Source organism: Aureibacillus halotolerans (genome assembly GCF_004363045.1).
Classification (GTDB): domain Bacteria; phylum Bacillota; class Bacilli; order Bacillales; family DSM-28697; genus Aureibacillus; species Aureibacillus halotolerans.
This window is the reverse complement of record NZ_SNYJ01000001.1, coordinates 83,366-97,709: the sequence shown is the minus strand read 5'-3', so window position 1 is coordinate 97,709 and position 14,344 is coordinate 83,366. Positions and strand designations below refer to the sequence as shown.

General features: G+C 44.6%; 13 protein-coding genes. 10 read left to right on the top strand and 3 right to left on the bottom strand.

From position 1 onward, the window contains the following. The first annotated feature begins 12 nt into the window (after positions 1 to 12). The 4 genes from EV213_RS00490 to EV213_RS00475 all read left to right on the top strand — a co-directional run bounded on the left by EV213_RS00490 (position 13) and on the right by EV213_RS00475 (position 5,298). A complete protein-coding gene (locus EV213_RS00490; protein ID WP_133578514.1) occupies positions 13 to 489 on the top strand; it encodes a FixH family protein in 477 nt (158 codons plus the stop codon). Positions 490 to 641: 152 nt separating this feature from the next. After that, positions 642 to 1,562, top strand: a complete 921-nt coding sequence (locus EV213_RS00485) for an aminoglycoside phosphotransferase family protein (protein ID WP_166639101.1) — start codon at positions 642 to 644, stop codon at positions 1,560 to 1,562. A 90-nt stretch (positions 1,563 to 1,652) separates the two neighbouring features. Then, complete coding sequence (locus EV213_RS00480; RefSeq protein WP_133578512.1) at positions 1,653 to 3,389, top strand: ABC transporter ATP-binding protein; 1,737 nt, start codon at positions 1,653 to 1,655, stop codon at positions 3,387 to 3,389. Continuing rightward, positions 3,382 to 5,298 (top strand): ABC transporter ATP-binding protein, encoded by a 1,917-nt coding sequence (locus EV213_RS00475; RefSeq protein ID WP_133578511.1) that lies wholly within the window; start codon positions 3,382 to 3,384, stop codon positions 5,296 to 5,298. The genes EV213_RS00480 and EV213_RS00475 overlap by 8 nt, the downstream gene beginning before the upstream one ends. Positions 5,299 to 5,362: 64 nt before the next feature. Here the strand turns inward: EV213_RS00475 and EV213_RS00470 are convergent, their stop codons facing one another. Further along, positions 5,363 to 6,172 carry an MBL fold metallo-hydrolase gene (locus tag EV213_RS00470; protein WP_166639100.1) on the bottom strand — a complete coding sequence of 270 codons (810 nt, stop codon included), beginning with the start codon at positions 6,170 to 6,172 and terminating at the stop codon, positions 5,363 to 5,365. A gap of 142 nt (positions 6,173 to 6,314) precedes the next feature. Between EV213_RS00470 and recQ the strand changes: the two genes are divergently transcribed. The 3 genes from recQ to EV213_RS00455 all read left to right on the top strand — a co-directional run bounded on the left by recQ (position 6,315) and on the right by EV213_RS00455 (position 10,282). Continuing rightward, positions 6,315 to 8,099, top strand: coding sequence for a DNA helicase RecQ (gene recQ / locus EV213_RS00465; protein WP_243739934.1), 1,785 nt, complete (start codon positions 6,315 to 6,317; stop codon positions 8,097 to 8,099). Between the two features lie 307 nt (positions 8,100 to 8,406). After that, positions 8,407 to 9,111, top strand: coding sequence for a TraX family protein (locus EV213_RS00460; RefSeq protein ID WP_133578509.1), 705 nt, complete (start codon positions 8,407 to 8,409; stop codon positions 9,109 to 9,111). 22 nt (positions 9,112 to 9,133) lie between these two features. Continuing rightward, on the top strand, positions 9,134 to 10,282 hold the full coding sequence (locus tag EV213_RS00455) for a D-alanyl-D-alanine carboxypeptidase family protein (RefSeq protein ID WP_133578508.1): 1,149 nt from the start codon (positions 9,134 to 9,136) through the stop codon (positions 10,280 to 10,282). A 143-nt stretch (positions 10,283 to 10,425) separates the two neighbouring features. On the opposite strand, the gene EV213_RS00450 is transcribed toward EV213_RS00455, so the two are convergent. Both EV213_RS00450 and EV213_RS00445 read right to left on the bottom strand, forming a co-directional pair. Further along, on the bottom strand, positions 10,426 to 10,917 hold the full coding sequence (locus EV213_RS00450; protein ID WP_133578507.1) for an N-acetyltransferase: 492 nt from the start codon (positions 10,915 to 10,917) through the stop codon (positions 10,426 to 10,428). A 92-nt stretch (positions 10,918 to 11,009) separates the two neighbouring features. Further along, complete coding sequence (locus tag EV213_RS00445; RefSeq protein ID WP_133578506.1) at positions 11,010 to 11,741, bottom strand: class I SAM-dependent methyltransferase; 732 nt, start codon at positions 11,739 to 11,741, stop codon at positions 11,010 to 11,012. A 143-nt stretch (positions 11,742 to 11,884) separates the two neighbouring features. On the opposite strand from EV213_RS00445, the gene EV213_RS00440 reads away from it, so the two are divergent. The 3 genes from EV213_RS00440 to EV213_RS21180 all read left to right on the top strand — a co-directional run bounded on the left by EV213_RS00440 (position 11,885) and on the right by EV213_RS21180 (position 14,338). Continuing rightward, positions 11,885 to 12,508 (top strand): ArsR/SmtB family transcription factor, encoded by a 624-nt coding sequence (locus EV213_RS00440; RefSeq protein ID WP_133578505.1) that lies wholly within the window; start codon positions 11,885 to 11,887, stop codon positions 12,506 to 12,508. A gap of 124 nt (positions 12,509 to 12,632) precedes the next feature. Beyond that, complete coding sequence (locus tag EV213_RS00435; RefSeq protein WP_133578504.1) at positions 12,633 to 13,874, top strand: MFS transporter; 1,242 nt, start codon at positions 12,633 to 12,635, stop codon at positions 13,872 to 13,874. Positions 13,875 to 14,059: 185 nt separating this feature from the next. Next, entirely contained in the window at positions 14,060 to 14,338 is a 279-nt protein-coding gene (locus EV213_RS21180) for a stalk domain-containing protein (RefSeq protein ID WP_133578503.1), read from the top strand. Positions 14,339 to 14,344 lie beyond the last annotated feature (6 nt).

The following is a 14,344-nucleotide window of genomic DNA, read 5'->3' as shown; positions in this document are numbered from 1 at the left end:
GGGATGAATAGGATGAGTAAGATGATTGGTTCAAACATCATTATGGGGGTGATGCTCCTGTTCATTATAACTGGGTGCAGTCTTTCACCAGGCGTCGAAACGTTGTACACTCAACAGCCTCCTTTGGACACAGAGCTTTCAATTGTCGGTGACGTTCAGCCCGATCAGGAGGCGACAGTAGAGGTCATGGTGACAAACGGGGATGAACCGATTCAAGACGCAAAGGTTGTGTTTTCGGTTTGGAAGGAAAATGATCGGGAAAACGCAATTTACATGGATGGAGAGCCCGCGACGAATGGTATGTACACAGCTCTTCTTCCAGTAGGTACAGATGGAATTTATTATGTCAAAGCTGAAGCGACCGTCTCAGAGAAACAAACACTTACGCCGATCAAACGATTTGTCGTTGGTGACTTGAGTGAAGAAGAACAGGACACGATAGAGAATGATGAACAGGAGAATCATGGCGGTGGTGGACATCATCATTAATAAGTAAAGTCGTTCCCGAGCTGTAATGTAGCTTATGGGGCGGCTTTTTTCTTTGCATTTTTTTTGTGTGATGAATCCCCCTAAGACAGCGATTTCATTCAGTTTATGGTATGATAGGTAAACCAATTTTCAAAACGTTTGAGGTGAAATACATGGGGTCTCTGCTTCATTATGTACCTGAGGTTAGGAATGCTAGAGCAATTCAATTGCTAGCTGGTGGATTCAGTGAGGATACAGTCAGTGTAGTAACGATGGAGAACGGGTTAAAACTTCTCCTTAAATCAGGTCCGCTTGAGGGATTGTCACGAAAAAAAGAAGTGGCAGCTCACATGATGAAGTTAAAGCGTCATGGCGTACATTGTGCTGATGTGTTAACTGTTGATTCGTGTCCCGACCATAACCTTGCCTACACTTTGACCACCTTCATCGAGGGCACTACAATAAGAGAAAACATGCATTCACTGTCGACAAAGGAGCAATGGAACGCTGGGAAGGATTCCGGTGAAGACCTTATTCTTATTCATAGCTATGACGTATCAGTAGACCATCCTTCTTGGAAAGAGAGAGCGGTGGCAAAGCATCGTCGGTATGAAGTGGACTTTCACCGTCTTGGTTTGCACTTCACAAAGACCCAAGAGGTATTTGCCTTTATAGAGTCTCATCTTCACCTTATGAATGATCGCCCAAACCAATTTCAGCATGATGATTTTCATGTTGGGAATTTGATTGTTAACGATTCTACATACGCCGGAGTGATTGATTTTGATCGTTTTGATTGGGGTGATCCGTGGCACGACTTTACTAAGCTGGCCTTTTTTTCTCAAGAGTGCAGCAGTGCTTTTGCGGTTGGGCAGCTCTATGGATATTTCTCGGGAAATGAACCACCCGCAAATTTTTGGCCGTTTTACAGCCTGTACACCGCTATGGGAATCATTTCGGCAATGGTTTGGACGAATAAAATGAATCCTGAGAATGCGGCGGCCATGCGTCAACGAATTGATCGTATTTGCATAGAGCACGATGACTTTCGTTTATACAAGCCAAAATGGTTTACTCATTATGAGCAGGAATAAAAATCTACATTGCGTGAATGGTCCGTTGAACCGATTAATTAATAAGGTCTATGAGCATGTCCAAGTGTAGCTCGATGGTGGGGGAAAAGAATGAAGATCATACTTAGTTTTCTGAAAAAATATAAAATAGCGGCAGCGATGGCGTTGCTTTTAATGTTTTTGGAGCTTGCTGTGGAGCTCGTGCAGCCTTTGTTAATCGGTAAAATTATTGATGATGGCATTCAAGGGGACAATCTTGAGGCAGTCTACTGGAATGGAGCTGTGCTTCTAGGTCTCTCCTTTATTGCATTTATTGCAGGTCTCATCACGTCTTTTTATGCCGCCTATGCCAGTCAAGGTGTCAGTTATGATGTAAGAGATCAATTGTACAGAAAAATACAGTCATTTGCGTATCAAAATTTCGCTAAATTTCCAACATCCTCTTTGATCACGAGACTGACGAGTGATGTCACCCAAATTCAAAACACAGTTTTTATGGCATTACGGTTTGCCACACGTGCGCCATTATTTGTTATCGCGGGGACTGTCATGGCCTTTATTGTTGATTGGCAAATTGCCTCTGTACTGCTTCTTTTTATGCCAATTTTATGTGTGTTTTTGTATCACATCTTAAAGCGCGTTCGCTTACGGTTTCGATCGGTTCAAGATAAGATTGATGCCGTCAATACCGTGATGCAGGAAAATCTCGCAGGCATGAGAGTCATCAAAGCGTTTCTACGCCAAAAACACGAAACGACCCGGTTTAATTCTGAGAGCGAAAAGCTACAGCATCATACGGTCTCTGCACTGCGACTCATCGAAATTGCTATGCCAATAGCCATGCTGCTGATGAACCTTAGCATCATCGCCATTCTTTGGTTTGGGAATCTTCAGGTAGGTACGAATGACGCATCTGCAGGCGACGTCGTGGCCATTGTCAACTACGCCACGCGCATTATGGGGTCACTTTCAGCATTTTCAATGATTGTCATGGGCTTATCTCGTGCACAAGCATCTTCTGATCGAATTGCAGAAGTTTTAGAAACGGATGTAAACGTGGAGAAGCAGAGTGACGCTATCGCATCGAGTTCGTCTCACACTACGGCTGGTGAAATCACGTTTTCAAACGTTCATTTCCAATATCCGAATCAATCAAGAGCTGTGTTAGAAGATATTTCATTTTCGGTTGCTCCTGGTGAACGCATCGCCGTGATTGGGGCAACGGGTGCAGGGAAAACGACATTATTTCAACTCATTCCACGTTTGTATGACGTGACTTCAGGGACCGTCTTTGTGAACGGCGAAAATACCTTGGATCAAAAACTTGACGCACTCCGAGGCATCATTGGTTATGTCCCTCAGGAAGTCCTCTTGTTTTCAGGCACCATTTCAGAAAATATCGCATGGGGAAAAAATGATGCCTCCATCGACGACATTCGTGAGGCAGCGATGGCCGCACAAATTCACAGTACGATCATGAAACTGCCAGATCAATATGAAACCACGCTAGGGCAGAAAGGCGTCAACCTGTCAGGAGGACAAAAGCAACGACTGTCCATTGCAAGAGCTTTAGTCCGAAGACCGGATATTTTGTTGTTGGATGACAGCACGAGTGCCCTCGATGTAGACACCGAAGCCAAGTTACTGGATGCGCTTAAAGCCTATCAATGTACGACACTTTTAATCACACAGAAGATGAGTACAACCATTCGTTGTGATCGGGTGTTTGTCTTAGAAAATGGGAAAATACGAGGTACAGGTACTCACGAGGAGCTCCTCGCCACCGATGCTCTCTACCAGTCCATCTATGCCTCACAGGCTGGGAAGGAGGAAATGTCCAATGGCTAAGCGCATCATTGAAGAGCTAAAGAAACCATTCCAGCAACCAAAACCTGAACTCGATGCTTCACAGCAAACCGGTGGGGTCACCTCTGTTTTCGGTCAAGGGCCACACGAAAAAGGCATTAGTGATAAAAAAAAGAAGCCAAAAGACGTCAAAGGGACGCTGGCACGTCTATGGAATTATTTAGCGAAAACGAAAAACAAGCTATTTCTCGTTGTATTTATGGTGTTCATCAGCTCGGGTCTTGGTCTTTTAGGGCCGGTCATTGTTGGGTTTGCCATTGATGACTATATCACGAATAGGGAAGAGCAAGGATTTATATGGATGCTCGTGTCGCTAGGGTTCGTGTTTGCTGGGCAAGCAGCAGCAATGATGATTCATAACAATACGATGATTGCGATTGCGCAGCGCACGGTGTACCAGTTACGTACAGAGTTGTTCAATAAATTTCATAAGCTTCCCATAGCCTACTTTGACAAACGCCAGCACGGCGAATTGATGAGTCGTGTGACGAACGATATTGAAAACGTCAGCAACACGCTAAATACATCGTTTATTCAATTGTGTTCGAGTGTGTTAACACTTATTGGCACAGTCATCGTTATGCTTGTGTTAAGCCCTATCATGACGGCTGTCACAATGACGATTATTCCTGCAATGTATTTTGGGATGAAATGGATTACGAAACGAACGAGCGTACGCTTCAAGGCTCAGCAGCGTCATCTAGGGGAAATCAATGGATTCATTGAAGAGACCTTATCTGGACAACGTGTCATCAAAGTATTTTCGCAAGAAGAGCGAGTTTTGACCGAAATGACCGAAAAGAACAACGTATTGAGAATCGCTGGCTTCTGGGCTCAAGTGTATTCCGGGTTTATCCCGAAGCTGATGAATTTTCTAAACAACGCTAGCTTTGCGCTCATCGCTGGGGTAGGAGGGTTCCTAGCTTACCATAATCCAGAGATCGTATCGATCGGTGTCATCGTCATTTTTGTGGAGTTTTCGCGCCAGTTCACACGTCCATTGAACGACCTTGCTAATCAGTGGAACACACTGCTGTCGGCCGTGGCTGGCGCGGAGCGAGTATTTGAAGTGATGGATGAGGATAACGAAGCGAAGGGCGAAACAAACGCGAAAGCCATGGATGAAGTGAAGGGAGACGTCACGTTCCAGCATGTCACATTTTCCTACGAAAAAGAAGCTGGGCATATCATACATGATGTTTCTTTTAAAGCAAAAGCAGGTGAAACGGTGGCTTTTGTCGGCCCCACAGGAGCTGGGAAAACAACGATGATTAATCTCCTTGCTCGTTTTTATGAAGTGGACGATGGAGATATATTGTTAGATGACCGGCCAATCGAATCGATTACTCGAGAGAGCTTGAGATCTCAACTGGCCTGTGTGCTTCAGGACACATTTTTGTTTACAGGGACGATCCGAGAGAACATCCGCTATGGGCGTTTAAATGCAACAGATGAGGAAGTGGTGAATGCGGCCATTTCGGCAAATGCGCATGACTTTATTTCAAAGCTCCCCCAAGGCTATGATACGAGGATCTCAAGTGAAGGAGGAGGCATTAGCCAAGGCCAGAAGCAGCTGTTGTCGATAAGTCGCGCCATCCTCGCAGACCCTAAGCTGTTGATTTTAGATGAAGCTACTTCCAATATCGATACGGTGACGGAAATTACCATTCAGGAAGCGCTTGGGCGGTTAATGGAAGGACGTACAAGCTTCGTTATTGCCCATCGCTTGAATACGATTCGAAATGCTGATCAAATCATTGTGCTTCAAGAGGGTGAAATTACCGAAAGGGGAAGTCATGACGAGCTTTTAGCTGCCAATGGATTTTACGCCACATTGCATCATAATGCTCTTGCAGGTGTCTCCGGTTATGCTGATCAAGCTCGTGCATGATGCACCAATTAGGGGAAAAGAATTTTGAGCGTCGTATAACATGCCTTCCCTCTCAAGCGACCAATTAATTGGTCGCTTGTCTTTCATTCTGTGCTTTGACAATATTCTTCTGATGTGTCTTTTTCATTGCATCGTAAAAGGGAAAGGTTTCTCTAAGCTGATTTGCCAATGCTTCGTCTGCATGTGGGAGCCTTTGCAAATAGTCATGTGCAAACAACATTCGGAGCTCGGCTTCTTCTCTCGTTTTAGCGAGATGCCCATGACCGGGAATTAACATGGTCAAATCAGACTGCTGAAACAACTGCATTGCCTTTTCGACTGTTTTTACATACGCACTATAGGAATCTTCAATAAAGGGAAACTCAACATTTGAAAAATAATCTCCAGCGACAAGGAGACCAGCTGTTTTATCGACAATAAACAACCCATCCGCGGTATGGCCAGGGGCGAGATAAAACTGCAGTGTACGATCTTCTAGATGTAGCTCTTGCCCGTCCACCTGAATGGGCAGATGAATGTCAGGGTACTGGACTTGGTAAGGGCGTTGGAGGTAGAATGTGTTGTCAAAGGCAGAGATTTCTTGAAGAACCTGTTCTTTTTTCGTGCATGTGGCAAACGTTTGAGTGGCAATTGTTGTGGCCTCAGGAAAAGCACCAGCTCCAAGAATGTGGTCAAAGTCATTGTGTGTGAACACAAGATACAGCTCTCGGCCGTTCAAAATGGTATCGACATACTGCCTGATCGCTTGAACTTCTTCTGGAAGCCATGTTGGGTCAATAACGACGACAGCATTGCTCATTTGCATGACGGTGCTTGTCGTGCAGTAGAGGGCACTTTGAAAAACACGGAGTCGCCCATCTTCATATTGAATCATAACCATCACTGCCTTTTTCTTTTGATTGTGTCAGAGAAACGATTTAGTCGCAAGTAAGAACATAAAAGGCATTGTCCGACATCTATTTCGCATGCTAGACTTGAGCATAGAGTACATAGGAAACGATAAAGGGAATGGTTGAATGAAAGCAGAACAAATGGAACAGGCACGTCAGTTGCTTCAGGAAATCTACGGATACGATTCGTTTCGCCCCGGACAGGAACAAGTGATTCAGCAGGTGCTCGAACGAATTGATACGCTAGCAGTCATGCCGACTGGGGGAGGGAAATCGCTTTGTTATCAGCTACCTGCACTTCTCCTTGAAGGCGTGACCCTTGTCATCTCACCATTGATCTCACTAATGAAGGATCAGGTCGATGCCTTGCGAGCGCTCGGAATAAAAGGCAGCTACATCAATAGCACGTTAGCGCGCCAGGATGTGACTGATCGTCTCAATGCAGTCTCAGCAGGCGATATCGATCTACTGTATGTTGCGCCTGAACGCTTAGGAGATGAGCGGTTGCGCCGTGCACTGATGCAGGCAGGTCTTGCATTTGTTGCTGTGGATGAAGCTCATTGCTTATCACAATGGGGGCATGATTTTCGTCCCAGCTATAAAGAAATTCCAGCATGGATTTATTCCTTTCAGCCCGCTCCCTCCGTCTTGGCGCTCACTGCTACTGCGACGCCATCGGTTGCTGAAGAGCTGCGAAACGCCTTTGACATTGCACCTGACCATTCCGTTGAAACAGGCTTCGCTCGTGACAATTTGACGTTTCATGTCGTTAAAGGTGCGGACAAGGCGACTTACATTGATCAGTATGTGAAACGGCGACAACAGGAGGCCGGGATTGTTTACACAGCCACCCGCAAAGAAGCCGAGGCGCTGCAAAAATCGTTGCAACGAAAAGGCGTACAGGTTGGGCTATACCATGGGGGCTTAAGTGAGGAAGAGAGAAGGAAGAACCAGGAAGATTTTCTCTACGATGAATGTCAAGTGATGGTCGCAACGAATGCCTTTGGAATGGGGATCAACAAATCCAATGTGCGGTTCGTTATCCATGCCAGCATGCCGGGCAGTGTGGAAGCGTATTACCAGGAGGCGGGTCGAGCAGGGAGAGACGGCGCCCCAGCAGAATGTCTTCTGTTGTTTTCTGCCCAGGATGTGCGTACGCAGCGCTTCTTTATTGAACAATCCGACGCTCCACAAGATCGAATCGAAGCCTTGTATGGCATGCTTCAGGACATGACGGGCTATTGTCATACCGATGGCTGCCTCGTGGAAAATGTACTTTCCTATTTTGGTGAGCAGGATGTGAGTGCATGTGGTCGCTGTGGCAATTGCACACGTGAAGGCGAGCGAATGGATCGAACCGAGGACGCGCAAAAGGTGTTGTCCTGTGTATTGCGTATGAGGGAGAATTACGGCAAGACGATGATCGCTCAAGTGCTTACAGGGTCACGAAACCAGAAGGTACTGCAATTCAAGCTTCATACCGTGTCGACGTATGGGTTGATGAAAGGAACATCAGCCAAGATCGTTCAGGGGTTTATTGAATTTTTATTGGCTGAGCAATACGTTCGTTTGACGCTCGATGAATTTCCTAAGGTGAAGGTTACGCCAAAGGGAGCTGAAGTGTTACGAGGGGAAAGACGGGTCGAGCAATTCATTGAAGCAAGTCGTCCAGCCGAAGTGTCGGACAAGCTCTTTGAGGTGCTACGCGCATGTCGTAAGCGCCTTGCACAAGAGGAAGGCTTGCCGCCATTTATGATTTTTTCCGATAAAACTTTACGTGACATGTGCGACAAACAGCCACATTCTATGGACGCCATGCTTGACGTTTCAGGCATCGGCCAGATGAAGCTAGAGAAATATGGAGAAGCCTTCTTAGAGGCATTGCAACAGGAAGAAAGCACTGCGAATTAAAGGTAAAACGTCTGGGGGCACTATGTGCCATCCAGACGTTTTATTTTTGGGTCTTTGCCAACCATCGTTTTGGGAAATGAATTTCGGTTGGTTCATTATGTGATATTATTTCCATTCGATAAATCTCCCCGGGGGGATATAATTTCGCTGGGAGGAAACGAATTGTATAAGGGACTAAAATCAATCTTTTTTAGAGAATGTGAAAAACACGCCAATTTGCACTAACGAACAAATGGCTTATCTATATTCATTTCAATAGTCTTTGATCGACCGAAGAGTAATTTTTAGCAAAAAGGGAGTACCCTCTATGAACCTCAACCAGATAAAGTTAAATTCTAACGCACTTAAACTGATCGCTATTGTTACAATGGTGATCGACCACACCTCGATTTGGCTTGTCGCACCTGGAACAACAATGGATATGATCACCCATACGATTGGGCGAATGGCCGCGCCGATTATGTGTTACTTAATCGCCGAAGGCTATTGTTACACGTCCAACATTCATAGATATATGAAACGGCTTTTTATTTTCTCCCTGATTTCCCATTTTCCATTTGTTCTGTTTTTAGGCCTTTCGTGGTGGCAAGGGACAAGCGTTATATGGACATTGCTTATGGGACTCGTCGCCTTGTATATTAGTCAGAGAAGTCGCCTGCCCCTTTTCATAAGAATTGTTTTAATCTTATTATGCTGCCTGTTCGCATGGACAGCGGATTGGAATTATATCGGTGTGCTATGGGTCTTGTTTTTCGGGCTATTCAGAGGGCGGATTCACCTGCAACTGCTTAGCTTTGTTTTAATAGGTACTGTTTTATATCTCATTCCAGGGATAAACACAATGGGCTTTGATTCTATTTTCCGCTTCGGTATTCTCCTCGTTGTTCCATTGCTTCTATTGTACAATGGACAAAAAGGAAAAAAATCAAAACTGATCCAATGGTCATTTTACGTGTTCTATCCCCTGCACCTTTTTCTTTTATATATTCTAAGTCATGTCGTATTTGGCTAACAGTTTTTAAAGGAGCGTATCAATGGTTTTGAATAGGAATAGAATATTCGCGCGTTTCATGGCGGTTGCACTTATCATTGGCTTACTGGCTGCTTGCTCAAACGGCACGGTTCAATCCTTACATAGCGATCGGGAACTCGCCTTGAGTCAAAAGAAGATTTCGGGAAGTTCGCTTGGCCAATCAAAAGACTATGACGGTCCATTGGAGTTGCCAATTAGAGGCGCAACGGGTTATGCCTCTATTGATTTAGCATTAAAAACTGAGCCAGGCGAATCAGCGCAGACAGAGAGAACGATGAAAGCAGGCACCGGATTTGAAATTCTAAACGAAGAGGGGGAATGGTGGTATATCAAACGAGGCGACGTCATTGGTTGGCTCCCTCATCACTATTGCTTTATCAATCTACCGGATGTGATTCCCTCCATTATTTATGACAACACGAATACGTATTCCTCAATGTTCACATCATCAGGATACGCCATTCCGAATGTGACGAACCAAATGCTGTATTCCGGTAAAAGCTATAACAAACGTCTTGGCAAAGAAGAATTTATTATGCCTGTGTTATATTCAATGTCGAAAAAAGTCCATGCAGCGCAACAACACGCGCTGGCGGATGGGAATTCATTAAAAATGTATGAAGCGTACAGACCGTATTCCGTACAAAAAAAGGTTGTAAATGAGTTAACCGCCTTGGCAAAGCAAGATGCTGCAGTTAAAGCAGGCATTAATACGCCACCTTGGGGAATTACGTGGTTTATCACAGACGGTGTGTCCAATCATCAAATGGGATATGCCATCGATGTTAGCCTTTCGAAGGTTAAGGCGACCTCTGAGACGACAATCGGTCATTATTCCGTGACGGAGATTACGGACTACACAGAATATCAAATGCCTACGCGTATTCACGAATTAAGTGGTTCGTCAGCCATTTTCACGCTTCCCGTTAACTCAAATTCACCGACGGCGTGGAAAAATGCGACGTATACATCGTCCATGAACGAAGCAGCCATTAACTTGCAACGCTATAGCACCGCTGCCGGACTGACCCCGCTGGCATCGGAATGGTGGCATTTTAATGATTTGGAGGCAAGGGAGCAGATTTTAGACCGCCCGAGTCAAGGGCACTATAGTCTAACAGAGGTTTACAGCTCCCCGCCTGTAAAGTAGAAGGTGGCATTGAGGAATCAGCAAGACATAAGGTATTCTTTTGATAACAAGTGATTTCCTTGCATCAGATGGTTGTTTGAAGGACGTAATCTTATAAATTCACTACTAAAAAACGACGTTTGCATAGTATGCAAACGTCGTTCTTATGCTGCCTGCCAATAAACGATTCCTTGATGGTTTTGGCTATCGAGCTCAATCGAAAAGCCGTGCTTCTCATAAAAATGGCGCAACCTGTCAATATGGTCCCAATCCCGTTTTGAGATGTTCCCCTGAATGCCCCAACAATTTTCTTGTTGGGCTTTTTCCTTCACATACTCCATACAAATCGAGCCAAGTCCTTGATTGGCATCCCCGCGAATATCACTGATCCAAAGAGACCCATCCTCCAAGTACTCGCCCATTAAGGAAAAGTCCCAATGGCCACGGTAAGCAGATTGACAGGAATGAAGGAGCAAATGAAACGTTCGTTCAACCTCTTTTATTGAAACAACGACCCATTGGTCATTTTTATCCTGTTCAAAGCCAATGACTTCCTTGTCGGTTTCTTTGGCGATGTCTTTTACATTTTGTTGAATGCGAAAAAGCTGAAACTCTACAGAGTCTTGAAGAGTTTCGCGAGACAATGTTGTCGTCATGAAATTTCCCCCTGTTTGGTACGCTCTCTTTTTACAAAGTCCACGCGACATATTACAGGAGATTGACATGAATTTCAACCTTTTAACTCCCTTTATTTTAGAGCTGAGAGCAGGAGAAACATGGGGCGCCGCGATTCTTCCTTCATCGTTGGCTGAGCCGCCATCATTTCTTTTGTTGGCTGCGGCTCCTGTATTTCTTTAAGCTGGAATCCTGCGGATAACAATGTATTGATTAACGTAGCTGAGGTTCGATGGTATTTGATCACATCGTTCGTCAAAAAGGAGGTATGACGAATGCCTTCCTCTTGGTAGTGATCGACCGGCCAATGGCGTATTTCACCTGCTTCATTGTATGTCCAATCCTGATCGGCCCTAGAAGTGAATATCGGGTGTTCCATGGAAAACACGAGAGCCCCGTCAGGAGAAAGCACACGATGGATCTCTTCGAACAGCGTAGCAATGTCCTGAACGTAATGAAAGGCGAGCGAGCTAATGACGACATCAAAGGAGCCTTCTTTAAATTTAATACTCTCCATGGAGGAACGGTGGTATTGAATTTTGTCATCGTTTGTCATCTCTTTGGCACGCTCCAACATTTTTTCAGAGATATCGACACCAACTACGTGCGAAGCGCCTTGTTCGCGAGCATAACGGCAATGCCATCCAAAACCACAACCAAGATCAAGGACTCGCTTTCCGTGCAGTTCTGGGAGCATTGATTGAAAAGCGTGCCACTCACCGGCGGCTTCTAAGCCTTTAGCAGACCGCGGCATTTGACTGTAGGCTGAAAAAAAGTCGGGTTGATCGTATTTGTTTTGTTTCACAAATCTCCACTCCTTCAAGAACTACATTTTTAAAAGAAGTATAGCATAGGGAGCACATTTGGTATTGCCGGTAAGCAGACAATGCTGTAAGCTATAGTTAATTTAATTTGACCGTGTAATTTTAATTATGGAGGAGTCTTTGTATGAAACCAATGTTTACAGTAACGACACACGCTCAGCTAAAATCGTTGGCAGATCCTTTGCGAGCAAAGTTGATGATGCGATTGATTGAAAAGCCATTCACTGGCCAACAGCTTTCTGAGATCTTTAGTTTGTCGAGAGCTAATATTCACTATCATTTGAAAGAGTTAGAGAAAAATCACCTTATAAAGATTGTGAGAAAGGAAGAGAAAAACGGCATTTTGCAAAAGTTTTATCAATCCGTCGCACGAGGATTTACCCCTTCAGCGGAATTATTGCCACATGTTGAGGAAGTTAGTGAAACGGCAAGACAGATGTTTTTTCAAATGACGGAACGAACCAAAGCCGTGCTTCTTTCGGCGCCAGAACAAGCGTTTGAATTAAAAGAAGACAGTGTGGATCCGAAAGATTGGCCATATGTCGGTTCAACGTGGCAAGTGTCCGTAACGGATGCACAATTTCAAGCATGGGTGGCAAAATACCATTCCATGATGGAGGAGCTAAGAGAGTTATCAAGGAGCCCAAAAGTCGCTTCTAAAGAAGAGAAAATCTATTACATTTCTACAATGGCTTTTGAAGTGGATGATCTCGTTCTGCAGGATATTAAAGACTTGAATGAAGAGTAAAAAGGCTAGCTAGATACCTGGGTGAATACCGCGAGAAATTAGTTTTTTCCTCTAGGTATTTTCTTTTGGTTCTATTGTTAAATTAATTTAACCGTTTCTATAAATTTACTTTAAGGAGATTAAAATGCTTCCCATCCTTCTAAACAAGAATGTTCTATGGTTGTTTATCGGCCGTCTCATCACAAATATTGGCGACAGCTTATACTATGTTGCATCTATGTGGCTTGTGTTTACACTGAGTGACAGCTCTTTTTATACAGGGTTAGCTGGTTTTCTCATTCTTCTACCGAAAGCATTACAGTTTCTCACAGGCCCTTTTGTAGATCGATGGGCGATCAAAAAAACACTGGTGATTACACAGCTCCTCCAGGCGGTGTTGATTTGCTTGCTACCGCTTGCCTATGCCGTGGATATGCTCACCGTCCCATTTATTCTAACGGTGATGCCATTGATCGCTTGTATTGAAGAATTTGCCTACCCAAGTCAAACCAAGGCGTTGCCTTTATTGGTAGAGAAGGAGAGACTCGTTGATGCCAATGGGTTGTTCTCATTTGCTTATCAGGGTGTGGATCTGCTCTGCAATGCCTTAGCAGGAATGCTAGTGATGCTGGTCGGTGCAGTAACGGTGTATCTGATAGATTCAGTCACTTTTGCCATTGCCGCACTTTGCTTTTCACTCGTGACCATTCCTGCGAAACGACGAATGACAACAGACAAACCGACGATGACGGCCGCTGCCAAATCGTACGCAAAAGACCTTAGAGAAGGATTTTCCGTCGTTTTTCGTTCATTTATGTATATCTTTTTGATCGGATCGACAATGGTCAATCTCTGCATCGGGATGTCGATGGCCGTTATGCCCGCCTTTTCGAGTAGCTATGGAGGAGCTGAGATGTATGGAGGGATGCAGGCAGCGATGGCAGGTGGCTCACTCATTGGTGCATTGCTCGGGTCTGTTTTAGGAAAATACAATATAGGGGTCGCTGCTATTCTATCGTTTTTCCTTGGTGGCGTGGCTTGGATGACGGCAGCACTTGTGCCGATTCCAACAGTCACGATCATTTGTTTCGCTTTGGCGTGGATTCCGATGGGTGCGGTCAATGTGCTGTTGGCAGGTGTCACCCAATCGATGATTCCGAACCGACTTTTAGGACGTGTCAATTCAGTCATGACGTCCATGAGTGTGGTGAGTATGCCCATCGGATCTCTTGCTGGAGGATATTTGGCTACATTGATGGGAAGTCATCTTCTATTCACCCTGTCCGGAACAGGGCTATTTGCCATCGCAGTTGTTTGGCTCCTGCATCCAACTTTGAGGCAGCTTCCAAAAGCCAAAGAGATGGAGCCAAGTACGTTCGGTTTTTGATTTAGTTGAGAAGATTTATGTTCCGTAGATAATCTTGACAATAGTGATGAATAACAAACAAAATTTCAAAATAGACGCCATCTATTCTTCAATGACGTATAACAAGGTCTCTGTTTTTGGAGAAAAATGGTTTATAATGGTACGAAAAGTGTACTATGTAATCTTGATAAAAGGAGTGAATAACGTTGAAGAGAACACTACTTTGTTTTATTGGTCTCATAAGTGTGTTCATTTTTGCGAATGTTCCAACCGCTTCTGCAACATATGTTAAAAAAGAAGATGTGCATATGAAACTGAATGAGGCCTATGTCATTTACTCGCACCAGACAATGCCGTATGTAGATGAACGAGATCGGACGCTTGTCCCCCTTCGACTCGTTGCTGACCTGTTAAAAGGCGCGGAAACCTCTTGGAATGAAAGCAAGCAAGAGGTTACCATTACGTTTAATGGTTTACGATTGTGATGCCAA